The following is a 23,733-nucleotide window of genomic DNA, read 5'->3' on the forward strand; positions in this document are numbered from 1 at the left end:
GTAGCCTGCCAGGACACCTCGACGATGGTCTTCGACTCCTTCGACATCAAATCCCTGATCCGCCCCGTGATCGATTTCCCGAAACCCGGCGTGATCTTCCGCGACATCACCCCGCTGTTCCAATCGCCTACAGCGTTGCGCCTGGTGATGGACAGTTTCGCGCACCGCTACGTCGAGGCCGATTTCACCCACATCGGCGCCATGGATGCCCGTGGTTTTCTGATCGGCTCGGTGTTGGCCTATCAGTTGAACAAGCCGCTGGTGCTGTTCCGCAAGCAAGGCAAACTGCCGGCCGACGTGTTGGCTGAGGGTTATGCGACAGAGTACGGCGAAGCGTTTCTCGAAGTGCACGCCGACAGCCTGTGCGAAGGTGATTCTGTGGTGATGTTCGATGACCTGATCGCCACCGGCGGCACCCTGATTGCAGCAGCGAACCTGATTCGACGTATGGGCGCGCGGGTGCATGAGGCGGCCGCGATTATTGATCTGCCAGAGCTGAACGGTTCGCAGCGATTGCAGGATATGGGCATACCGACGTTTTGCCTGACGCAGTTCGCGTTGACCGATAAATAAGCGGCGCCTGTACCGGCCTCTTCGTCGGAATGCCGCCCAGAGCAGGCATTCCGACGATAGCAATACCTGCAACCCCAGAAATTAAAGCCCCATCTGCTTGCTGATGATCTCGTTCATCACTTCCCGCGTCCCTCCGCCGATCGACAGAATCCGGTTATCGCGGTAAAGCCGCTCCACCAGACTTTCGCGCATGTATCCCAGACCACCGAGAATCTGCACCGCATCGTGGGTGATTCGGTCGGCCGTGTCGGTGGCGAAATTCTTGGCCATCGAAATTTCCTTGATCACACTCTGCCCCGCCGCCATTTTTGCCGCCTGGCGATACGTGAACTCCCGCGAGACTTCCAGCGCCGTGGCCATCTCGGCGAGACGATGTTTCAGCACTTGAAATTTGCCGATCGGCTTGCCGAACGCTTCACGCTGCCGGGCCCACTTGAGGCTTTCTTCGAGCGCCAATTGCGCGGTCATATTGGCCATCAGTGCCAGGGCAAGGCGCTCGCTCTGGAAATTGCCCATGATGCAGGCGAAGCCCATGTTCTCGGCGCCGATCAAATTGCCTACAGGCACCAGGCAATTGTCGAAGAACAACTCAGCCGTGTCCGACGCCCACCAGCCCATTTTCTTCAACTGCCGACCGACCGTGAAACCCGGCGTGCCTTTTTCGATCAGCAACAGGCTGATGCCACCGAAACCGGTTGCGCCTGTGCGCACCGCGACGGTGTAGAAATCAGCGCGCGCACCGCTGGTGATAAAGGTTTTGCTGCCGCTGACCCGGTAAAAATCACCTTCGCGTAAGGCCCGGGTTTGCAGATTGGCCACGTCGGAACCGCCGCTGGGTTCGGTAATGGCCAGCGCGCTGATTTTTTCACCGGTCAGCACGGCCGGCACCACTCGCTCGCGGACTTCAGCACGGGCCCATTTGAGGATGGGAGGCAGGCCGATGTCCAGGGAGCCGAGGCCCGCGACCAGGCCGCCGGAGCCGCAGCGCAGCAATTCTTCGCTGGCGGCGATCTTGGCAAACAGGTCACCTTCGTGGCTGCCGCCTAGCTCTTGCGGGTAACCAATGCCGAGAATGCCCGCTGCGCCAGCCTTGAGGTAGAGCTCGCGGGGAAAGCTTTCGGCTTCTTCCCACTGATCAATGTCCGGAAGGATCTCGCGCTGGACGAAACGTCTGACGCTGTCACGGACTAATTGGTGGCCGGGATCGAAGTATTCCTGAAAGGCAGGCATCGGCGAACTCCACTGAGGGGTTCAGCGAAGTTAACCGAGCGCTTGCTTGGTTTTCAACAGGATTGTGTGAATCGGGTGAACCGAGTTGCTTGCATCGCGAGCAGGCTCGCTCCCACAGGAATTTTGTGAACGCTAAATACAATGTGGGAGCGAGCCTGCTCGCGATGGCGTCACTTCAAGTATTACAAGGCGATCGGCTTACGCCCGGCAAATGAATGCGCCAGCGTCCCGCCATCGACCAACTCCAACTCGCCGCCCAGCGGTACGCCGTGGGCGATGCGTGAGGCGATCAGGCCTTTGTTGTTGAGCAACTGGGCGATGTAGTGTGCGGTCGCTTCGCCTTCGACCGTCGGGTTGGTCGCGAGGATGACTTCGGTAAACGTGCCTGCTTGCTGAATGCGCTCGAGCAATTGCGGGATGCCAATCGCTTCCGGCCCAAGGCCGTCCAGCGGCGACAAGTGGCCCTTCAACACGAAATACCGACCGCGGAACCCGGTCTGCTCCACCGCATAAACGTCCATCGGCCCTTCCACCACACAAAGCAACGTGTCGTCGCGACGGGTGTCGGCGCATTGCGGGCACAGATCATCTTCAGTCAGTGTGCGGCACAAACGGCAGTGGCCCACCCCTTCCATGGCCTGGCTCAACGCCGATGCCAGACGCGAGCCACCGCTGCGATCACGCTCGAGCAGCTGCAATGCCATGCGTTGGGCAGTTTTCTGACCCACGCCCGGCAGAATTCGCAGGGAATCGATCAGTTGACGAATCAAAGGGCTGAAGCTCATGAGGAAACATCCGACAACATAACGAGACGCGGTTTATACCCGCGCCTCTGATGAGCGTCAAATAGCAGCGACAATTACTCAGTCCTGAGCAACCCGCACCACCAGTTTGCCGAAGTTGCGTCCTTCCAGCAGACCGATGAATGCCTCGGGTGCGTTCTCCAGTCCATCGACCACGTCCTCCCGGAACTTGACCTTGCCGTCGCGTACCCACGGCGCCATCGCGCTGACGAATTCCGGCTGACGATCGCCGTAGTCGTCAAAGACGATGAAGCCTTGAATGCGTACCCGCTTGGTCAGCAATGTGCGCTGCAGCAACGGCAGGCGATCCGGACCACTCGGCGCTTCGTGCGCATTGTAGGAGGCGATCAAACCGCACAGCGGCACGCGTGCCTTGGCGTTGAGCAATGGCACAACGGCGTCGAACACCTTGCCGCCGACATTTTCGTAATAGATGTCGATGCCCTCGGGGCAGGCTTGAGCGAGCTCTTCGGCGAAATTGTCGCTCTTATGGTCGACACAGGCGTCGAACCCCAGCTCTTCCACCACGTAGCGGCATTTGTCCGCGCCGCCGGCAACGCCCACCACGCGCAGCCCCTTGATCTTCGCCACTTGGCCGACAACCGAACCGACAGCGCCAGACGCTGCGGCCACGACCAGGGTTTCGCCTTCTTGCGGTTGGCCGATGTCCATCAGGCCCATGTACGCGGTCATCCCGGGCATGCCCAACACACCCAGCGCCATTGATGGGCTTGGCAGTCCGGACGGCACCGGCATGATGTCGCGCCCGTCGCTGATGCTGTGGCTCTGCCATCCCGTCGCGCCGACGACCAGATCGCCTTCATGAAATTTCGGATTAAGTGAGCGCTCGACGCGGCTGACAGCACCGCCGGTCATCACTTCACCGATTTCTACCGGTGCGGCGTAGGACGGAGCGTCACTCATACGCCCGCGCATGTAGGGGTCGAGCGACAAGTAAAGGGTCTTCAGCAACACCTGACCATCGGCGAGATCAGGCAGGGCTTCCCTTTCCAGACGGAAATTTTCCGGGGTCGGCGCGCCTGTCGGGCGGGACGCCAATACGAATCGTTGGTTGAGGGTCAATGCGTCTGGCATGTGAGCGTCTCCTGTGATCGATGAAAATTGGCGGTATAGGGAGCAGACCTTTGCAGGGGGGCAGCGTTCGATGTTTCTGCCCGAGAGCGAGTTGCCTTCTTCGCCCATCACCAGAAACAAAAATGCCAGGCGCGATGCCTGGCATTTTGTGTAGCTCATTCAAACCGCGTTGGCGAATCAGAATGGCAGTTTCATCCCCGGCGGCAGTTGCATGCCAGCGGTCATGCCGGACATTTTGTCCTGGCTGTTGGCTTCGATCTTGCGCACCGCGTCGTTGACGGCGGCGGCGAACACGGCTTCCAGCATCTCGCGGTCATCCTCGCTCAGACCTTCAACCATGCTCGGGTCGATGCTCACACGCTTGACGTCGTGACGACCGGTCATCACCACGGTGACCATATCGCCGCCGGCTTTACCGGTGACTTCGGCGGTGGCCAGTTCTTCCTGCATTTTGGCCATCTTTTCCTGCATCTGCTGTGCCTGCTTCATCAGGCCGGCCATGCCACCTTTCATCATGGGAATCACCTCAAAGTACTTGGATTAAAACAGCGCCCGGCCCTGCGACCGAACGCCTTCAGTTATTAGCCCTGACTGACCAGAGCTTCGACAGGTTCAATAGTATCGTTACGGATGACCGCACCGAACTGCTGCATCATTTGCTGGATGAACGGATCACCATGGATCGACGCCTCGGCCTCGCGCTGACGGTCGACACGTCGACGAGACGCTGCCTGAGCCGGAGTTTCCTGCTCGGGCTTGATCAGCTCCATGCTCAGGGACAGCGTGCGCCCGTGATATTGATTCAACGCGTCGTTGAGACGGCGTTGCTGGGTCGCGTTGAACAAAGCGCTATGAGCCGGATCCAGGTGCAGCAACCAATTGTCGCCATCAACGGAAATCAGCGTGCAGTTGGCGGCGATGCTGCCGGTCATACCGGAAATCGGCAATTTCGGGAACAGCTCCAGCCATTGCAGCGCCAGACCGGTCGCCGGCATCGCGGCCGGTTCAGGTTCGGGTTCCGGCGTCGGTTCGGCAGCGTGCTCGCTGGCCAGCTCATCGAGGTAGCTGTAGGACGAATCCATGTCAGGCTCGATGTAATCTTCATCCAGCGGCGGCTCGTCATCAAGGTCGACGCCGGGCGTGGCGGCATCGACCTCGGCGACAGACGGTTCCGGAATCGGCGCGGCAGCCCACTCGGGGGCATCGGGCACGACACTGTCCGGGGTTGGCAACGGCATCGGTGGCAATTCGGGCTGCTCGGCGGCGGTTTCCAGCATGGGCTCGACCGCCGCCTGCTGCACCACTTCGGGCTCGACCGGGTCATTCCACGGCAGGTCGACAACCGGTTCGATCGCGACCGGCTCCGCTAGGGGCTCCGGTTCGGCGACCGTCGCCACAGGCTCCGGCTCCGGCTTCGGCTTCGGCGGAGTGTTCTCCGCAACGGGTGCAGCCGCCATAGGGGCTACCGGCGCGACGACAGGCGCGGCAGCCACTGAGTTTGCGGAATCAACTGTGGCCTGGCTGATCCCCACTGGCTTTAGCGGTTGCCTCGGGGCGTCCGCCGTGTCTGCCGGGCGGAACGCGAGCATCCGTAGCAGGACCATCTCGAAACCACCCCGAGGGTCCGGTGCCAAGGGCAAATCACGGCGCCCGATCAGGCCCATCTGGTAGTAAAACTGTACATCTTCGGCTGGTAACGCCTGGGCCAGTGCCAGCACCCGGTCACGGTCACCGTGACCATTGTCGACGCCTTCAGGCAAGGCCTGGGCGATGGCAACCCGGTGCAGCACATTGAGAATTTCCGAGAGCACGCCGTTCCAGTCCGGCCCCTGTTCAGCCAGATGGCGGACGGCTTCGAGCAACGCCTTGGCGTCGCCTTCAATCAACGAGTGCAGCACGTCATAGACCTGGCCGTGATCGAGTGTGCCAAGCATCGCCCGCACATCGGCAGCCAGGACCTTGCCTTCACCGAAAGCGATCGCCTGGTCGGTCAGGCTCATGGCGTCGCGCATCGAACCATCGGCGGCGCGGCCCAGCAACCACAACGCATCGTCCTCGAACGGCACGTTTTCCACACCGAGGACGTGGGTCAAATGCTCGACCACGCGCTCTGGCGTCATGTTCTTCAGGGAGAACTGCAGGCACCGCGAGAGAATGGTCGCGGGAAGTTTCTGCGGGTCGGTGGTTGCCAGGATGAATTTGACGTAGGGAGGCGGCTCTTCAAGGGTTTTCAGCAGCGCATTGAAGGAGTGGCTGGACAGCATGTGCACTTCGTCGATCAGGTAGACCTTGAAGCGCCCGCGGCTGGGGGCGTATTGCACATTGTCGAGCAGCTCGCGGGTGTCCTCGACCTTGGTCCGGCTCGCGGCGTCGATCTCGATCAGGTCGACAAAGCGGCCTTCATCGATTTCACGGCACACCGAGCACTCCCCGCAGGGTGTCGAAGTGATACCTGTTTCACAGTTCAGGCATTTCGCAATAATCCGCGCAATCGTGGTCTTGCCCACCCCGCGCGTACCGGTGAACAAGTAAGCGTGGTGCAGCCGCTGGCTGTCCAAGGCATTGATCAGAGCCTTGAGCACATGGGTCTGGCCGACCATTTCGCGGAACGAGCGCGGACGCCATTTACGTGCAAGAACCTGATAACTCATCGAAAACCGTCGCCACTGGAAAGCAGAAGCGGCTAATGCTAGCGGAGCAAGGGCAAAATTGCATCCGGTGCGCTCGTCTATTCTGGCTAAGATGCATTTTGCGGGCGCTCGCGGCTCGGTTTTCATTTGTATCGGAGTGTTTATGCGGCTGGCCTTGGGGGCAATGCTGTTGATGAGTCTGAGCGCCGCCGCCGAGCCGCCACTGCGCTTCGTGGTGCCCGACAGTTGGGCGATGCCGATGGTGCAACTGGAACGCGGCCGCCCAATCCAGGGCATCCTGCATGACGTCATGATCAGCCTCGCGACCCAGGTCGGCGCACCGGCGCAATTTCATGTATTGCCCCGGGCGCGTGTGCAAAACGCCATGGAACGCGGCGAGGTCGATATTCGCTGCTACGCCGCGCAGTCATGGCTGCCGAATCAGTCCGGCGACTACATCTGGAGCATTCTGCTCTGGAGCCAACCGGATCTACTGGTCAGCAAGCAGGCGTCAGCCACACCGATCGTTACGGCGGATTTGCCGCGACAATCCATCGGCACCGTGCACGGCTACAGCTACCCGACCCTGCAACCGCTGTTCGATACTGAGCGCCTGCTCCGGGAAGACGCACGCAATCAGGAGCAGGTGCTGGAGAAACTGCTGGCCGGGCGTTACCAATATGCGGTGAGCAATCAGTGGACGCTGGAGTGGTTCAACCAACGCCTGCAGCCCGAACAGCAACTACAAGGCGTTGCGGTATTGCAGGTGCAGAAAGTCGGCTGCTTTGTGCGCAATGATCCGAACGTGCCGGTACAGCGAATTCTGCGCACTCTGTTGAGGATGAAAATGTCCGGGGAAATTGATGACATTATTCGTCTATACATCGGCGGAGAACCCGCAGTCGATGGGGCCAATCGCTAAGACCCGGGGTTGGGCCAGCGCTGCAATTTCCAATTGCGAGTCACAAAACGCAGACGAAAAAAAATCCGCCCCGGACAGCGTCCGTTGGCAGAGCATGAAAACAATAATGGGTAGGTAACGCGAAAGACATCCGTGTTGCGTTATGGAGGCAACCCCACCAGCCACACCCCGGCACACAATGTTCCCGCTGTGGCTGCTTCCTTCCGGATCTGACCAGGTTCACGGGTAATCGTTGCGGAGGGACCGATGGGGTCACCATAACGACGCTCACCTGACGGCGAGCCGCGCCATTGTACCTGTCTGAGACGAAGTTACAACCGTTCGCGCAGATTAAAAAATATGAATGGGTTCAAGGACATGCACATCAAGCAAAACAGCGGCCGGGTGGCCGACGTTGCTCCCGCGCATCACCGCACCCTGTAGCAGCTGTCGAGCCTGCGAGGCTGCGTCCGGCTGCGCAGCAGTCGGTTAAACCCGCCGCTGCGAACTGTCGGCCCGACCGTGAACGCCGGGTTTACGACTGCTGCGCAGCCGGACGCAGCCTTCGGCAGCTGCTACAGGTTTGGGTTATTTTGCGAAGGTTACAGGTCTTGCACCACCTCATCTGCCCTGCCGCCCTCTTGCTGGATCACCAGATGAATGAAATGCAGCTTGGCAATGACGGCTGGCGGCAGAACGAACGGATAAAAATCCGGCTGGCCCATGCTGCGCGACAACTCGTTGAGCATGCCGGCCAGTTCGATCCAGGCGTTGACGAATGACAGGAACGCCGCGCCACCCGGATGCTCGGGGTCGTAAAGCGTGCTGGGTGGAAATGGTTGGTAGTCGAGATCCATTTCCCGCGCACTCATGCCAAAGCCCAGCGCGGTGTCCACAGCATCCATCATGTGCAGGTAGTGAGCCCAGGTTTCCGCCCAGTCTTCCCACGGGTGCATGGTCGCATACTCGCTGACGCAGCGTGTCTGCCAGTCGAGCGGTGCACCCTGCTGATAATGCCGCTCCAGGGCGTCGGCATAGCTGGCGCGCTCGTCCCCGAAAAGCGTGCGAAACGGCTCCAGCCATTGGCTGCCGGCGATCAAGCGATCCCAGTAATAATGCCCGACCTCATGCCGAAAATGGCCGAGTAAAGTGCGATACGGTTCGTGCATTTGCACCCGCACCTGCTCGCGATGGGCGTCGTCCGCTTCCTTGATGTCGAGCGTGATCAAGCCATTGGCATGGCCGGTGGTGGGTGGTTTACCTTCCAGATCGACGCCGATGAAATCGAACGCGAGCCCACCCGCCTCGTCCACGGTTTTCGGAATAACCTGCAAACCGAGGCTGATCAGCTGTGCAACCAGACGCCGCTTGGCCGTTTCTACTTTGCGCCAGCGTTCGTGGTTTTCGAGTATCGTCAGATCAGGAATAGTGTGATTCAAGCGGCAGGCGCTGCACAGCACCTCATGATCATCGGCCGGCAATAACCAGTTACACGCGGCCGGGGAATCGAGATTGCCACAACGGCGGAAGATCCCGGCCTCAGGCTCGGCATCAAGTCGCCAAGTATCCGGCTGAGGACCCGGTTGCAGCGACGACAGGCGACTGTGCTGCGGCTGATAACCCAACATCGCCAGGCAGGCCAGGCATTGAGTGTTCGGAAAGAACAGCGACTGCCCGCAGCGGCACTGCCAGACCTTGCTGTTGCGCGAACGCTCGCCCATGAAAGGCGCGGCAATGCGTGAGCTGAGCTGTTCGAAGAAGCGGTACATGGCGATCTCTCCCTGGGGGCTTGCCAAGACTAGATCATTACCCTGTCAAGATCGTTCCCGCTTACTGCGCGACGGCTGATATCGCTTTCGCGAGCAGGCTCGCTCGCACAGTGGATCGCATTCCGCAGAAGAAACACTGTCGACCTGTGGCAGCGAGCGTTCCCGTTTACTGCGCGACGGCTGATATCGCTTTCGCGAGCAGGCTCGCTCGCACAGTGGATCGCATTCCGCAGAAGAAACACTGTCGACCTGTGGCAGCGTGCCTGCTCGCGACGGGCATCACGCGGTAATGCCGTGCGAACTCAAAAACGCCACAAACGCCTCTTCATCCAGCACCTTCAACCCCAGCTCATTGGCCTTGGTCAACTTCGAACCTGCGCCCGGCCCGGCCACCACGCAATGGGTCTTGGCCGAGACCGAGCCCGCGACCTTGGCGCCGAGGCTTTCCAGTTTGTCCTTGGCGACATCGCGGCTCATCAATTCCAGCGAACCGGTCAGCACCCAGGTCTGTCCGGCCAACGGCAACCCTTCGACGATTTTTTTCTCGCTCTGCCAATGCATGCCGAAATCGCGCAACTGCTGTTCGGCGGCTTCAGCGAGTTGACGGTTTTCAGCGATCGCAAAAAACTCTCGCACGGAATTTGCCTGTTTCTCCGGCAGGGCCTGACGCATGTCCAGCCAGTCTGCGGTGAACACGCCTTGCAGCGAACCGAAGCGGTCCGCCAGTTTCTGCGCCCCGCCCGGCCCAACCGAAGGAATGTGCAATTTGTCGAGGAAACCGCCCAGCGTGGTGCTCGCCGCGAATTCGGCGCCCAGGTCGCCCTGATCCTGAATCTGCAAACCGTGCCTGAGCAGATCCTTGATGACCTGCTGGTTGTGCTCTTCCTCAAAAAAGCTGTGAATCTCGTGCGCCACTTCCAGGCCCACATCCGGCAGATACGTGAGCACATGCGGCAGCGCTTGCTGAACCCGCTCCAGCGAACCCAGAGAGCGCGCCAGCACTTTGGCCGTTTCTTCGCCGACATCAGGAATGCCGAGCGCGTAAATAAAGCGCGCCAGACTTGGCTTCTTGCTGTCCTCGATGGCGCTGAGCAGCTTCTTGCTCGACAGCTCGGCAAACCCTTCCAGCTCGACAATGTCGTCAAACTTCAAGGCATACAGATCGGCGGGCGAACTCACCAGACCTTCGTCGACCAATTGCTCAACGCTTTTGTCGCCCAGACCTTCGATGTCCATCGCGCGGCGCGAGACAAAGTGAATGATTGCCTGCTTGAGTTGCGCCCCGCAGGCCAGGCGGCCGACGCAGCGATACACCGCCCCTTCGCTTAAGGTCTCGCGACCCTTGCTGCGCTTGACCAGTTGCGTGCGCTCAACTTGCGAGCCGCACACCGGGCATTGCTCGGGAATCTGCACTGCCCGGGCGTTTTCCGGGCGGCGCTCGGTGACCACTTGCACCACTTGCGGAATCACGTCGCCCGCTCGGCGAATGATCACCGTGTCGCCGATCATCAAGCCCAGGCGTGCTACTTCGTCCATGTTGTGCAAGGTCGCGTTGGCCACGGTGACGCCGGCCACTTTTACCGGTTTCAAACGGGCCACGGGGGTGACCGCACCGGTACGACCGACCTGGAATTCCACGTCGAGCAACTCGGTGAGTTCTTCCATCGCCGGGAATTTGTGGGCGATGGCCCAGCGCGGTTCGCGGGCGCGGAACCCGAGTTCGCGCTGGGACGCGATACTGTTGACCTTGAATACGACACCGTCGATTTCATAGGTCAGGTCGTTGCGGCGTGAACCGATGTCGCGATAGTAGTCCAGGCACTCGTCGATGCCGTGAGCAAGTTTTAACTCGCGGCTGATGGGCATGCCCCATTGCTGAAGCTGCTTGAGATTGCCGATATGGGTGTCGGCGATGTCGGCGGAAATCTGGCCGATGCCGTAGCAACAGAATTCCAACGGGCGGTTGGCGGTGATTTTCGAATCCAACTGACGCAAGCTCCCCGCCGCCGCATTGCGCGGGTTGGCGAAGGTTTTGCCGCCCACTTCCAGTTGCGTGGCGTTGAGACGCTCGAACCCGGCCTTGGACATGAACACTTCGCCACGCACTTCGAGGGTCGCCGGCCAGCCACTGCCCTGCAGTTTCAGCGGGATGTTACGCACCGTGCGTACGTTGACGCTGATGTCTTCACCGGTGGTGCCGTCGCCACGCGTGGCGCCGCGTACCAGCACGCCATCCTGATACAGCAGGCTGACCGCCAGGCCATCGAGCTTGGGTTCGCAGCTGTATTCCACCGCCGCTCCGCCGCCGAGCAAATCCCCGACCGGCAGATCGAGGCCTTCCGTTACCCGGCGATCGAACTCGCGCATGTCGGTTTCTTCGAAGGCGTTGCCGAGGCTTAGCATCGGCACTTCATGGCGCACTTGCGTGAACGCAGACAGCGCCGCGCTACCGACGCGCTGGGTCGGCGAATCGCTGGTCACCAGCTCGGGATTGGCCGCTTCCAGAGCCTTGAGCTCATGAAACAAGCGGTCGTACTCGGCGTCCGGGATGCTCGGCTCGTCCAGCACGTGATAGCGATAGTTGTGCTGATCCAGCTCAGCGCGCAGTTCCAGAATGCGGGTTTTGGCGGCGGTCATGGGTGTTCTCTCATAAAGCAAAAGAGCAGCCGAGGCTGCTCAATTTAAATCACGATAGCCTGATGGCTTGCACTTTGTGGTGAGGGGGTTTACCCCCGTTCGGCGGCGTAGTCGTCGTAAATACCGCGACCACGCTTTAACTGGCAGACCGGGCTGGATGGTTTTAGGGCCGCTTCGCAGCCCAACGGAGGTAAACCCCCTCGCCACAAAAGCCTGTTCCAACCGTCGAATCAACGCTTCTGGGTCAGGGCACGACGCTCGAATTCAACAATGCGCTGGCGGTAATGCTCGATCGTCTGAGCCGTCAGAACGCTGCGCTGGTCATCCTTCAGCTCGCCGTTCAATTCTTGCGACAATTTACGTGCCGCGGCGACCATCACATCAAAAGCCTGCTTGGGATGACGCGGGCCTGGCAGACCGAGGAAGAAGCTCACGGCCGGGGTGCTGAAGTGGTCGATGTCGTCCAGATCGAATACGCCGGGCTTGACCGCATTGGCCATCGAGAACAGCACTTCGCCGTTACCGGCCATGCTTTCGTGGCGATGGAAAATATCCATCTCGCCGAAACGCAGGCCGCTTTCGAGAATGTTCTGCAACAGCGCTGGGCCCTTGAAGCCCGCCGCATCACGGCAGATCACACTGATCACCAGCACTTCTTCAGCTTGCGGCTGCTCTCTGTCACTGGCCGATGGCGACGGTCTGGTGTCATCCGGGAAATCATCAGCACTGCTGAAGCTTGGGCCGCCGTCCAGATCCAGGTTCAGATTCAAATCACCTTGCGAAGGCTCACCGTGCCCGCGCTTGCCGCGCTTGGAACCCGATTCACGGGTTTCCCGGGCAGGCATGCTTACCGACGGCAGATCGTGCTCGTCCAGCTGCGGCTCCTTGTGGGTATCCAGTACCCGGGGCGGGCCCAACAGCTCGGCGCTGGTGTCCTCGTCGGGCAGATTGGACAAATTGCGGTCGAGACGAAATTTCAGTTTTCCCTTGCCGCCGCGCATCCGGCGCCAGCCATCGAAAAGAATACCGGCAATGACAATAATGCCGATGACGATCAGCCACTCGCGCAGACCGATTTCCATGTAATCCCGTGCCTCTATAAAAAATGCTGAAAAATAAGGGGTTTACAACTCGCAAACCGCTTTAAAACGTGGCGCCAACTCTATGTTCTGACAGGCGTTTTGCCCACGTATACGAAAAATTGACATTAAACTAGCACGACCAAAGGCAACTTTACACCGTCTGTCTCAACAGCTTCGACGATTATGTCGATTGGCCAGCAAGTAAAGGACGGTAAAAAAGTCCTACAGACTAAAAATACTTACCCTACAAGAAGCGAATTCCTAGGCATCCACCATCGCCATCGCTTCCTCGACATCCACTGCCACCAGTCTCGAACAACCTGGCTCATGCATCGTCACCCCCATCAATTGATCAGCCATTTCCATGGCGATCTTGTTGTGGGTGATATAGATGAACTGCACCGTCTGCGACATCTCTTTGACCAGCCGGGCGTAGCGTCCGACGTTAGCGTCATCGAGTGGCGCGTCAACCTCATCGAGCATGCAGAACGGCGCCGGATTCAACTTGAAAATCGCAAAAACCAGCGCCAGCGCGGTCAAGGCTTTTTCACCGCCGGACAGCAGATGGATGGTGCTGTTCTTCTTTCCGGGCGGTCGCGCCATGATCGTCACCCCTGTATCGAGTAGATCTTCGCCCGTCAGTTCCAAATACGCGCTGCCACCACCGAAAACTTTTGGGAAAAGCGCCTGTAAACCGCTGTTGATCTGATCAAAGGTATCTTTGAAACGGTTACGGGTTTCCTTGTCGATCTTGCGAATCACGTTTTCCAGCGTATCAAGCGCTTCCACCAGATCGTCGTTCTGAGCGTCCAGATAACGTTTACGCTCGGATTGTTGCTGATACTCGTCGATGGCTGCGAGGTTGATCGCGCCCAGTCGCTGAATGCGCGCGGCGATGCGTTCAAGCTCTTCTTCGGCGTCTTTCTCGTTGGCCTCGGCGGTCAACGTGGCGAGCACGCCGTGAAGGTCGTAGCCGTCTTCCAGCAACTGGTCCTGCAGAGTCTTGCGGCGCACGGTCAGGGCTTGCCATTCCATGCGCTGCGTTTCCATCTGGCCACGGATCAGCTGCGATTGCTGTTCAGCCTGGCTACGGCGTTTTTCGGCGTCGCGCAGTTCGCGGTCGGCGTCTTCCATGGCGATCTGCGCGGTCTTGAGTTCCTCGTCGACCGTCATGCGTTTATCGAGCAGCTCTTCGAGTTTGAGCCGCAACTCTTCCAGCGGCGCCTCGCCCTCCTCCAGATTAAGGCTCAGTTGCTCGCGCTTTTCAGTCAGGCGCTCGGACTGCATCTCCAACCGCTCAAGAGCCTGGCGCGTCGAGTCATGCTGCGCCTTGAGCGAGCCCAGACGCACCGCCAGTTGATGCGCGTGATCCTTGTGCTGTCGGGCTTCCTGACGCACGCGATCGAGGCGCTCGCGCAGGCTGTCGCGCTGGGCCAATAATAATTCGCGCTGTTCGGTATCGAGCGCCATGGCGTCGAGGGCATCCTGCAACTGCAGGCGCGCTTCGCCAACGCTTTCGTGCTCCAGCGTGCGTTGTTCGGCCAGCTCGGTGAGCTCTTCGTCGAGACGAGTGCGACGCAAGGTCAGTTGTTCGGCTTTGGCTTTACCGGCGGACAACTGCGCCTTCAATTCACCCTGCTGACGCGCTTCGTCTTGCAGCAAGCGGCGCAAGTGTTCGCGGCCGTTTTCCTGTTGACGCTGTTGTGCACGCAGATTTTGCAGTTGCGTTTCCAGGGTTTCGACCGTGGCTTCGCGCTCTTCGCGTTCAAGGCTCAGGTCCTGAATTTCCTGGCCGCGCGCCAGCACGCCGCTTTCCGCTTCACTGGCGCGACGCACGCGTAAAAAGTGCCGACCAACCCAGTAACCGTCGCGGCTGATCAGGCTTTGCCCGGCCGACAACTGACCGCGCAGGGCCAACGCCTGTTCTAGACTGTCGACCGGTTTGACCTGTGCCAGCCACGGCGACAGATCGATGTTCGCCTCGACCTTGTCGAGCAAACTGCCGGGCACCCGCACGCCATCGCTGGCCGGGCTGACCAGCCGTAGATCGCCCTGGGAAAAACCGGCCAGATCATAGTCGCCAACGTCATCGACCAGCACCGCTTGCAGGTCGGCGCCGAGCACGGTTTCCACCGCCAGCTCCCATCCGGCTTCGACCTTCAAATCTTCGGCCAGACGCGGGCGATCCAGCAGTTGCTGTTCTCGCAACCATTCTGCCGTTCCAGTGCCTGGGTCGAGCGCGGCTTGCTGCAGGGCTTCAAGTGAGGCAAGGCGCCCGTTGAGACGCTGCAAATCGCCTTGGGCCTGCTGCTGCGCGGTCAGCGCTTGCTGCAACTCCTGACGCAACTGCTCGAGGCGTTCGACTTGCGCTTCTTCACTGGCCTGCAAATCTTCAAGCGTGGCTTCGGAGGCCGCCAACTGCTCGCTGATTTCCATGATCGCCGCATCTTCCGGATCGGCCGAAAGCAACGCCCGCTCTTCGCCGAGGCGCTTCTGGCGATCCGCCAGACGCTCCATGCTGGTTTCCAGCTGCTGGATGCGCGATTGCTGAACCTCGGACTGACGCCGCGGCTCGGCAGACGACAGGTTGAAGGCGTCCCACTGCTCCTGCCACGCGTGCATGGTGGTTTCGGATTCTTCCAGCGCGGCAGCGGCTTCTTCAGCGGCGGCACTGGTGACTTCCTGCTCGGGCGTGAGCATGTCGAGCTCTTCGCCGAGGGTCAGCAGCAACGTGCGGTCATGGCCCAGATGCGATTCGGTTTCCATGCGCGCGCGCTCGGCTTCTTTCAGGTCATCCTGCAATTGCCGTAAACGCTGCTGGCCGTGCTGAATGCTCTGCTCGACCCGCGCGATGTCACCGCCGACCGAATAGAAGCGGCCCTGCACCAGATTGAAGCGCTCGGACAGGTCGTGGTGGCCGTCACGCAAGCGTTCGATGCTCGCATCGGCATTGCGCTGTTCGGCGACCAAGGCTTCGAAACTGACTTCCTGAGTACCGATCACCGCTTCGCGCTGCCCGACCTGCTCATTCAGTGCCTGCCAGCGCAAGGCCGACAACTGAGCCTTGAGCTGACGCTCCTCGCCTTTGTATTCCTGATATTTCTTGGCGGCTTCGGCCTGCCGGTGCAAGCGTTCAAGCTGACGCTCCAGCTCTTCGCGCAGGTCAGTCAGGCGGGCGAGGTTTTCGTGGGTGCGGCGGATGCGGTTTTCAGTCTCGCGCCGGCGCTCCTTGTATTTGGATATGCCGGCGGCTTCTTCGATAAAGTTGCGCAGATCTTCGGGTTTGGCTTCGATCAGTTTGGAGATCATCCCCTGCTCGATGATCGAATAGCTGCGCGGCCCGAGGCCGGTGCCGAGGAAGATATCGGTGATATCCCGCCGACGGCACTTGGTGCCGTTGAGGAAGTAGCTGTTCTGGCTGTCGCGGGTCACTTTGCGGCGAATGGAAATTTCCGCATAAGCGGCGTATTCGCCCACCAGCGTGCCGTCGGAGTTGTCGAACACCAGCTCGATGCTGGCCTGACTCACCGGTTTGCGACTGGTCGAGCCGTTGAAGATGACGTCGGTCATCGACTCGCCGCGCAGATTTTTTGCCGAGCTCTCACCCATTACCCAACGCACGGCGTCGATAATGTTCGATTTGCCGCAACCATTGGGCCCGACTACTGCGGCCATGTTACTGGGGAAGTTCACCGTGGTCGGGTCGACGAAGGACTTGAATCCCGCCAGCTTGATGCACTTCAGCCGCACCCTTAAGCGTCCGCCAGGGCGGAAACCACCAGATCGCTGCTGCGCTGGGCATAGGCCGTCAGCACTTCGCGGATCAGTGGAAAGTCGCGGGCCAGCACGGCCGCGAGCAAGCGTTCGAACAGCTCGAGGAATTCACTCATCGACGCCTTGCGCTGGTCGAGGGCAAGGAAATACGCGCGGCTCATGGCCGGTTGCAGATTCTCGACAGTTTCCTGCAAGTATGGATTGTTGGCGAACGGGTAAGCCGCGCGCATCACGCTGAAGCTGTCGTCGACAAAAGTGCGGATGTCCTGACGCTCGCAACTGGCCGCCAGACGCTGCTGAATCTGCACGAACGGCGCCATGTCAGCCTGAACCTGCCAGCCTTTGGCGACGGCGTTGCCGAGCAGAATGTACAACTCGCTCATCAGCGTGCACAGGCTCTGCACCTTGTGCACGGTGAGTTCGGTCACGTGGGCGCCACGGCGCGGCAGAATCGCGATCAAGTGGCGGCGTTCGAGGATCAGCAAGGCTTCGCGGACCGATCCGCGGCTGACGTTGAGTGCCAGCGTGACCTTCTGTTCCTGAATGCGCTCACCGGGCTTCATTTCGCCACGAATGATGCGCTCGGCGAGGTGGTGGGCGATTTGCTCGGCGAGGCTGTCCGGCGCCTTGAACGTCATGGTTGTCCCTTCAAACTCTTTGGTCTTCACAAGCGGCGCAGTGTAGCGCAAGTGAAGGGTCGTGGCGGAGTGCCCACTCGGCGGTTTTGGCATGATTCCCGCAAAAAAAGCAGGGTATCCCGTGAGGGTCAATAATGAAGTAACACGTTGTTGATCGACAAAATGAGTTTTCCTGACCTTTAAGTCAGAAAATCATTGACCACAAAGTCAGACCTGATAAATTCGGTCCACGTCGGTTAACAACAATAATGAGTCTGCGAGGCCTTCCGTGATCCAGTTTTTACTTAACCAGGAACTCCGTAGCGAGCACGCCCTGGACCCAAACCTGACCGTGCTCAATTATCTGCGCGAACATGTGGGCAAACCCGGCACTAAAGAAGGCTGCGCCAGCGGTGACTGCGGCGCGTGCACCGTGGTCGTCGGCGAACTGCAGACGGATGACAATGGCCGCGAACATATTCGCTATCGCAGCCTCAACTCGTGCCTGACGTTCGTCTCGTCGTTGCACGGCAAACAACTGATCAGCGTCGAAGACCTCAAGCACCAGGGCGAACTGCACAGCGTGCAAAAAGCCATGGTCGAGTGCCACGGTTCGCAATGCGGCTTCTGCACCCCGGGCTTCGTCATGTCGCTGTTTGCCTTGCAGAAGAACAGCGAACAGGCGGATTCCCATAAAGCTCACGAAGCCCTCGCCGGCAATCTTTGCCGCTGCACGGGCTATCGGCCGATTCTGGAAGCCGCCGAGCAATCCTGCTGCGGCAAGCAACCAGACCAGTTCGATGCCCGTGAAGCGGACACCATCGTCCGCCTGAAAGCCATCGCCCCCACCGACATCGGCGAACTCAACAGCGGCGACAAGCGCTGCCTGGTGCCGCTGACTGTGGCCGATCTGGCCGACCTCTATGACGCCTATCCGCAAGCGCGTCTGTTGGCCGGCGGCACCGATCTGGCGCTGGAAGTTACCCAGTTTCATCGCACCTTGCCGGTGATGATCTACGTCGGCAATGTCGTCGAGATGAAGCGCATCGAACGCTTTACCGATCGCCTGGAAATCGGCGCCGCGACCGCCCTCTCCGACTGCTATGAAGCCTTGAAGAACGAGTACCCGGACTTCGGCGAATTGTTGCAGCGCTTTGCCTCCTTGCAGATTCGCAACCAGGGCACCTTGGGCGGCAACATCGGCAACGCCTCGCCGATCGGTGATTCACCGCCGCTGCTGATCGCGCTGGGTGCGCAGATCGTTCTGTGCAAAGGCGAAACCCGCCGCACCCTGGCGCTGGAAGATTACTTCATCGATTACCGCGTTACCGCACGGCAGGAAAGCGAGTTCATCGAAAAGATCATCGTGCCGCGTGCCAGTGCCGAACAACTGTTCCGCGCCTACAAGGTTTCCAAGCGTCTTGACGATGATATTTCCGCGGTCTGCGCGGCCTTCAATCTGCGTGTCGACACTGGCGTGATTGCCGACGCCCGCGTCGCCTTCGGTGGCATGGCGGCCATCCCGAAACGCGCGGGCAACTGCGAAGCCGCTCTGATCGGTGCGCCCTTCAACAGCGCCACCATCGAACGCGCCTGCGCCGCCCTCGCCGAAGATTTCACGCCGCTCTCGGACTTCCGCGCCAGCAAGGAATATCGCCTGCTGGGCGCGCAGAATCTGCTGCGTAAATACTTCATCGAACTGCAAACACCGCACATCGAGACTCGGGTGACCGCTTATGTCTAATCATCACGCTGTAGAGAAGACTCAGGCCGAACTGGCTGAACTGTTCGCCAAGGATTTGACCAGCGGTGTCGGCCGTAGCGTCAAGCACGACAGCGGCGCCAAGCACGTTTCCGGTGAAGCGCAGTACATCGACGACCGCCTGGAATTTCCCAACCAGCTGCACGTGTACGCTCGCCTGTCGGACCGCGCTCACGCAAAAATCATCAGCATCGATACCAAGCCCTGCTATGCCTTCGAAGGCGTGCGCATCGCCATTACCCACGAGGACGTGCCTGGCCTGAAAGACATCGGGCCGCTGCTGCCGGGCGATCCGTTGCTGGCGATTGACGATGTGCAATTCGTCGGTCAACCGGTGCTCGCGGTGGCCGCGAAAGACTTGGAAACCGCACGCAAAGCAGCGATGGCGGCGATCATCGAATACGAAGATCTGGAGCCGGTGCTGGACGTGGTCGAAGCCCTGCGCAAACGTCACTTCGTGCTCGACAGCCACACGCATCAGCGCGGCGATTCGGCCGGCGCGCTGGCGACCGCCGAGCACCGTATTCAGGGCACGCTGCACATTGGCGGCCAGGAACACTTCTACCTCGAAACCCAGATCTCTTCGGTGATGCCGACCGAAGATGGCGGGATGATCGTCTACTGCTCGACGCAAAACCCTACTGAGGTGCAGAAGCTAGTCGCCGAAGTGCTTGACGTGTCGATGAACAAGATCGTCGTCGACATGCGCCGCATGGGCGGTGGTTTTGGTGGCAAGGAAACCCAGGCCGCGAGCCCGGCGTGCCTGTGCGCGGTGATCGCGCACCTCACCGGCCAGCCGACCAAGATGCGCCTGCCGCGCGTCGAAGACATGTTGATGACCGGCAAGCGTCACCCGTTCTACGTTGAATACGATGTCGGCTTCGACAGCACCGGTCGCCTGCACGGGATCGCGCTGGAGCTGGCGGGCAACTGCGGCTGCTCGCCGGACCTCTCCGCGTCGATCGTGGACCGGGCGATGTTCCATGCCGACAACTCGTATTACCTGGGCGATGCGACCATCAACGGTCACCGCTGCAAGACCAACACCGCGTCGAACACCGCCTACCGTGGTTTCGGCGGCCCGCAAGGGATGGTTGCGATCGAAGAAGTGATGGACTCGATTGCCCGTCACCTGGCACTCGATCCGCTGGCCGTGCGCAAGGCCAACTACTACGGTAAAACCGAACGCAACGTCACCCATTACTACCAGACCGTCGAGCACAACATGCTCGAGGAAATGACCGCCGAGCTGGAAGAAAGCAGCCAGTACGCCGAGCGCCGCGAAGCGATTCGTCGCTACAACGCCAACAGCCCGATCCTGAAAAAAGGCCTGGCGCTGACGCCGGTCAAATTCGGTATTTCCTTTACCGCGAGTTTTCTCAATCAGGCCGGCGCGCTGATCCACGTCTACACCGACGGCAGCATCCACCTGAACCACGGCGGCACCGAAATGGGCCAAGGGTTGAACACCAAGGTCGCGCAGGTCGTCGCCGAAGTATTCCAGGTCGAAATGGACCGCGTGCAGATCACGGCGACCAACACTGACAAGGTGCCGAACACTTCGCCGACCGCCGCTTCCAGCGGTGCCGACCTGAACGGCAAGGCCGCGCAGAACGCGGCAGAAATCATCAAGAAACGCCTGGTCGAATTTGCTGCACGGCAATACAAAGTCAGCGAAGAAGACGTGGAATTCCACAACGGTCATGTGCGCGTGCGCGATCACATCCTCACGTTTGAAGCGCTGATCCAGCAGGCCTATTTCGCCCAGGTGTCGCTGTCGAGTACCGGCTTCTACAAGACGCCGAAAATCTTTTACGACCGCAGCCAGGCGCGCGGCCGGCCGTTTTATTACTACGCATTTGGTGCCGCGTGCGCCGAGGTCATCGTCGATACCCTGACCGGCGAATACAAGATGCTGCGCACCGACATTCTGCATGACGTCGGTGACTCGCTGAACCCGGCCATCGACATCGGCCAGGTCGAGGGTGGCTACATTCAGGGCGCGGGCTGGCTGACCATGGAAGAGCTGGTCTGGAACAACAAGGGCAAGCTGATGACCAATGGCCCGGCCAGCTACAAAGTCCCGGCCGTGGCGGACATGCCGCTGGACCTGCGCGTGAAGCTGGTCGAAAACCGCAAGAACCCGGAAGACACGGTGTTCCATTCCAAGGCCGTCGGCGAGCCGCCGTTCATGCTCGGCATCGCCGCGTGGTGCGCGATCAAGGACGCCGTGGCGAGCCTGGGCGATTACAAACATCAACCGAAAATCGACGCGCCGGCGACGCCGGAGCGGGTGTTGTGGGGCTGTGAGCAGATGCGCCAGTTGAAGGTGGCGAAGGCTGTTGAGGCTGAAGTCGAATTGGCTTCGCTGTAAGGACCGAGGCGGCTGGATCGCCAGCAAGCCGGCTCCTACGGATAGGCGGTGATTCGCGTTTATGCGGGCGACGCAAACTTTGTAGGAGCTGGCTTGCCAGCGATGAGGCCCGAACAGACAACACAGATGTCGAGGTGAAACATGTACAACTGGATCGACGCCCTCGCTGACCTGCAAAATCGCGGCGAACCGTGCGTGTTGGTGACCATCATCGAAGAGCTTGGCTCGACGCCGCGCAATGCCGGTTCGAAAATGGTCATCAGTGCCAACCAGACCTTCGACACCATCGGTGGCGGGCACCTGGAGTTCAAAGCCATGCAGATCGGCCGCGAGATGCTCGCCAGCGGTAAACAGGACACGCATCTTGAGCGCTTCAGCCTCGGCGCCAGCCTCGGCCAGTGCTGCGGAGGCGTGACCGTTTTACTGTTTGAACCGATGGGTCAGGTGCAGGCGCAGATCGCCGTATTCGGCGCCGGCCATGTCGGGCGCGCACTGGTGCCGTTGCTCGCCAGCCTGCCTTGCCGCGTGCGCTGGATCGACTCGCGGGATGCCGAATTCCCCGAACACATCCCCCACGGCGTGCGCAAAATCGTCAGCGAAGAACCGGTGGATGAAATTGATGATTTGCCCGCTGGCAGCTATTGCATCGTCATGACGCACAATCATCAGCTCGACCTGGAACTCACCGCCGCGATCCTCAAGCGCAACGACTTCGCCTACTTCGGCCTGATCGGCTCGAAGACCAAACGGATGAAGTTCGAACATCGTCTGCGTGATCGCGGTTTTGACAGCAGCGTGCTGCAACGCATGCGCTGCCCGATGGGCATCGGCGAAGTCAAAGGCAAGCTGCCTGTGGAAATCGCCGTCTCCATCGCTGGCGAAATCATCGCCACTTATAACGCCGATTTCGGCCAGCACACTGCCAGTGCCGGATCATCGATTGCCAAATTGCTGCCTGCGTCCCGGCGCAGCCAGGCTTCGAACTAACTGCCACGAATTGAGAACGACAATGCCTTTGACTCGCAAAGCTTATCGCGCCGCCATTCTGCACAGCATCGCCGACCCCGCCGAAGTCGGTATCGAGGCGTCTTATGAATATTTCGAAGACGGCTTGCTGGTGGTCGACAACGGTCAGATCAGTGCCGTCGGCCACGCCAGCGAGCTGCTGCCGACGCTGCCGGCGGATATCGAGATCACGCACTATCAAGACGCCCTGATTACTCCCGGCTTCATCGATACGCACATCCACTTCCCGCAAACCGGCATGGTCGGCTCGTATGGCGAACAGCTGCTGGACTGGCTCAACACTTACACCTTCCCGTGCGAAAGCCAGTTTGCCGACAAGGCCCATGCCGATGAAGTCGCGGACATTTTCGTCAAGGAACTGCTGCGCAACGGCACCACCACCGCACTGGTGTTTGGCAGTGTTCATCCGCAATCAGTGAACTCGTTCTTCGAAGTCGCCGAGCAGCTGGACCTGCGAATGATCGCCGGCAAAGTGATGATGGATCGCAATGCGCCGGACTATCTGGTCGACACCGCCGAATCGAGCTACGTCGAGAGCAAGGCGCTGATCGAGCGCTGGCACGGCAAGGGTCGCCTGCACTACGCGGTCACTCCACGCTTTGCACCGACCAGCACGCCCGAACAGTTGACCCTCGCCGGTCAGTTGCTCGGCGAATACCCGGATCTGTACATGCAGACCCACATCAGTGAAAACCTCAAGGAAGTCGAGTGGGTCAAGGAGCTGTTCCCGGAGCGTAAGGGTTATCTCGACGTTTACGATCACTTCCAGCTGCTGGGTGAACGTTCGGTGTTCGCCCACGGTGTGCACCTGTGCGACGACGAATGCGCGCGGCTGGCGGAAACCGGTTCGGCGATCGCCTTCTGCCCGACCTCGAACCTGTTCCTCGGCAGCGGCCTGTTCAACCTGCCGATGGCCGAGAAGCATAAAGTCAACGTGGGCCTGGGCACCGACGTCGGCGGCGGCACCAGTTTCTCGCTGCTGCAGACGCTGAACGAAGCATACAAAGTGATGCAGTTGCAGGGCGCGCGGTTGAGCCCGTTCAAGTCGCTGTACCTGGCAACGCTCGGTGGCGCGCGGGCACTGCGTCTGGAAGACAAGATCGGCACGTTGCAGCCGGGCACCGATGCCGACTTCCTGGTGCTGGATTACAACGCGACGCCGTTGCTGAGCTATCGTTTGAAGCAGTCGACCAACATTGCCGAAACGTTGTTCGTGTTGATGACGCTGGGCGATGACCGGACGGTGCTGCAGACGTATGCGGCCGGGGATCAGGTGCATCAGCGGTAAGATTTCTTCGGGCAAAAAAAATCCCCCGCGATCGTAAGATACCGGGGGATTTTTTTGATCCTCTGTGGGAGCGAGCCTGCTCGCGATACACCTGAGGGCGCCACGGGGTGTCAGGCTTCTCGCGTAATCGTTAACGACCATCGCGAGCAGGCTCGCTCCTACAGGGGGCGGT

At 60.0% G+C, this 23,733-nt stretch carries 16 protein-coding genes, 1 other RNA gene and 1 pseudogene; 6 read left to right on the top strand and 12 right to left on the bottom strand.

The window, feature by feature from the left end; genetic code table 11:
• Positions 1 to 24 precede the first annotated feature (24 nt).
• Complete coding sequence (locus ACYZTS_RS23445; protein ID WP_028621413.1) at positions 25 to 573, top strand: adenine phosphoribosyltransferase; 549 nt, start codon at positions 25 to 27, stop codon at positions 571 to 573.
• 81 nt (positions 574 to 654) lie between these two features.
• On the opposite strand, the gene ACYZTS_RS23450 is transcribed toward ACYZTS_RS23445, so the two are convergent.
• The 5 genes from ACYZTS_RS23450 to dnaX form a co-directional block, all read right to left on the bottom strand.
• Positions 655 to 1,803 (bottom strand): acyl-CoA dehydrogenase family protein, encoded by a 1,149-nt coding sequence (locus tag ACYZTS_RS23450; protein WP_461992385.1) that lies wholly within the window; start codon positions 1,801 to 1,803, stop codon positions 655 to 657.
• 182 nt (positions 1,804 to 1,985) lie between these two features.
• Positions 1,986 to 2,588 (bottom strand): recombination mediator RecR, encoded by a 603-nt coding sequence (gene recR / locus ACYZTS_RS23455; RefSeq protein ID WP_028621411.1) that lies wholly within the window; start codon positions 2,586 to 2,588, stop codon positions 1,986 to 1,988.
• 78 nt (positions 2,589 to 2,666) lie between these two features.
• Positions 2,667 to 3,701, bottom strand: coding sequence for an NADP-dependent oxidoreductase (locus ACYZTS_RS23460; RefSeq protein ID WP_461992387.1), 1,035 nt, complete (start codon positions 3,699 to 3,701; stop codon positions 2,667 to 2,669).
• Positions 3,702 to 3,878: 177 nt separating this feature from the next.
• Positions 3,879 to 4,217, bottom strand: a complete 339-nt coding sequence (locus ACYZTS_RS23465) for a YbaB/EbfC family nucleoid-associated protein (protein WP_461992388.1) — start codon at positions 4,215 to 4,217, stop codon at positions 3,879 to 3,881.
• A 65-nt stretch (positions 4,218 to 4,282) separates the two neighbouring features.
• Positions 4,283 to 6,352, bottom strand: coding sequence for a DNA polymerase III subunit gamma/tau (dnaX, locus tag ACYZTS_RS23470; RefSeq protein WP_461992390.1), 2,070 nt, complete (start codon positions 6,350 to 6,352; stop codon positions 4,283 to 4,285).
• Positions 6,353 to 6,494: 142 nt separating this feature from the next.
• On the opposite strand from dnaX, the gene ACYZTS_RS23475 reads away from it, so the two are divergent.
• Entirely contained in the window at positions 6,495 to 7,253 is a 759-nt protein-coding gene (locus tag ACYZTS_RS23475; RefSeq protein WP_461992392.1) for a substrate-binding periplasmic protein, read from the top strand.
• Between the two features lie 152 nt (positions 7,254 to 7,405).
• On the opposite strand, the gene ffs is transcribed toward ACYZTS_RS23475, so the two are convergent.
• From ffs to ACYZTS_RS23505, 6 genes are all read right to left on the bottom strand, one after another.
• Positions 7,406 to 7,502, bottom strand: an RNA gene (gene ffs, locus ACYZTS_RS23480) — signal recognition particle sRNA small type.
• Between the two features lie 332 nt (positions 7,503 to 7,834).
• Positions 7,835 to 9,001 carry a zinc-binding metallopeptidase family protein gene (locus ACYZTS_RS23485; protein WP_461992393.1) on the bottom strand — a complete coding sequence of 389 codons (1,167 nt, stop codon included), beginning with the start codon at positions 8,999 to 9,001 and terminating at the stop codon, positions 7,835 to 7,837.
• Between the two features lie 279 nt (positions 9,002 to 9,280).
• Positions 9,281 to 11,638, bottom strand: a complete 2,358-nt coding sequence (ligA, locus tag ACYZTS_RS23490) for an NAD-dependent DNA ligase LigA (RefSeq protein ID WP_461992395.1) — start codon at positions 11,636 to 11,638, stop codon at positions 9,281 to 9,283.
• A gap of 230 nt (positions 11,639 to 11,868) precedes the next feature.
• Positions 11,869 to 12,720, bottom strand: coding sequence for a cell division protein ZipA (zipA, locus tag ACYZTS_RS23495; RefSeq protein ID WP_461992397.1), 852 nt, complete (start codon positions 12,718 to 12,720; stop codon positions 11,869 to 11,871).
• 261 nt (positions 12,721 to 12,981) lie between these two features.
• The gene (smc, locus tag ACYZTS_RS23500; RefSeq protein ID WP_461992398.1) at positions 12,982 to 16,470 is read right to left on the bottom strand and encodes a chromosome segregation protein SMC; all 3,489 of its coding nucleotides are present in this window, start codon (positions 16,468 to 16,470) and stop codon (positions 12,982 to 12,984) included.
• A 2-nt stretch (positions 16,471 to 16,472) separates the two neighbouring features.
• Positions 16,473 to 17,132 carry a GntR family transcriptional regulator gene (locus ACYZTS_RS23505; RefSeq protein WP_028621402.1) on the bottom strand — a complete coding sequence of 220 codons (660 nt, stop codon included), beginning with the start codon at positions 17,130 to 17,132 and terminating at the stop codon, positions 16,473 to 16,475.
• Positions 17,133 to 17,400: 268 nt separating this feature from the next.
• Here ACYZTS_RS23505 and xdhA point away from each other — a divergent pair, with 268 nt between their 5' ends.
• From xdhA to guaD, 4 genes are all read left to right on the top strand, one after another.
• A complete protein-coding gene (xdhA, locus tag ACYZTS_RS23510) occupies positions 17,401 to 18,855 on the top strand; it encodes a xanthine dehydrogenase small subunit (RefSeq protein ID WP_461992400.1) in 1,455 nt (484 codons plus the stop codon).
• On the top strand, positions 18,848 to 21,247 hold the full coding sequence (gene xdhB, locus ACYZTS_RS23515) for a xanthine dehydrogenase molybdopterin binding subunit (protein ID WP_461992402.1): 2,400 nt from the start codon (positions 18,848 to 18,850) through the stop codon (positions 21,245 to 21,247). The genes xdhA and xdhB overlap by 8 nt, the downstream gene beginning before the upstream one ends.
• 141 nt (positions 21,248 to 21,388) lie before the next feature.
• The gene (xdhC, locus tag ACYZTS_RS23520) at positions 21,389 to 22,234 is read left to right on the top strand and encodes a xanthine dehydrogenase accessory protein XdhC (RefSeq protein ID WP_461992404.1); all 846 of its coding nucleotides are present in this window, start codon (positions 21,389 to 21,391) and stop codon (positions 22,232 to 22,234) included.
• A 22-nt stretch (positions 22,235 to 22,256) separates the two neighbouring features.
• Positions 22,257 to 23,561, top strand: coding sequence for a guanine deaminase (guaD, locus tag ACYZTS_RS23525; RefSeq protein ID WP_461992406.1), 1,305 nt, complete (start codon positions 22,257 to 22,259; stop codon positions 23,559 to 23,561).
• A gap of 63 nt (positions 23,562 to 23,624) precedes the next feature.
• Here guaD and ACYZTS_RS23530 read toward each other — a convergent pair.
• A pseudogene (locus tag ACYZTS_RS23530) lies at positions 23,625 to 23,702 on the bottom strand (outer membrane lipoprotein carrier protein LolA); the annotation flags it as partial.
• Positions 23,703 to 23,733: the final 31 nt, after the last annotated feature.

Source organism: Pseudomonas sp. TMB3-21 (genome assembly GCF_054898145.1).